This is a genomic window from Mesorhizobium sp. M2E.F.Ca.ET.219.01.1.1 (genome assembly GCF_004016445.2).
Lineage (GTDB): Bacteria > Pseudomonadota > Alphaproteobacteria > Rhizobiales > Rhizobiaceae > Mesorhizobium.
On sequence record NZ_SADT02000092.1, the window covers coordinates 1 to 377 of the forward strand.

Genomic DNA, 377 nt, shown 5'->3' on the forward strand with positions numbered 1-377 from the left:
GACGACGGTATGGCCGAAGGCGAGTTGCGCGAGGGCGAGGCGTTCGGTCCAGTGCTCGAGCTTGCCGGCGAGGGGCGTGTGCGGTTGGGGCTGTCCACCGGCGGTGAGCCGGACACGATGCCGTCGGTGGAAGAACGTGCCGCCGACCGCGATATCATGCGGCGGGGACTTGCCTGGTGCGCACGCCACGGCATCACCTCCATCCACAACATGGATGGCAACCTCTACCAGCTCGAACTGCTGGCCGAGATCGAGGCCGAGGAAGGCCTGCCATGCCGCGTGCAGATGCCTTTCCACTACAAGAATTTCATGACGCTCGACATGCTCGACAAGGCGTCCGTCATGGCCGAACGCTACGACAGCGAGTGGCTGTCATC

1 protein-coding gene is annotated in these 377 nt (G+C 64.5%); it reads left to right on the forward strand.

Going from position 1 to position 377, the window contains the following annotated elements:
* Nucleotides 1-377, forward strand: a 377-nt coding sequence (locus tag EN862_RS35055; protein WP_153227253.1) for an amidohydrolase family protein, incomplete at both ends; no start/stop codon positions are given.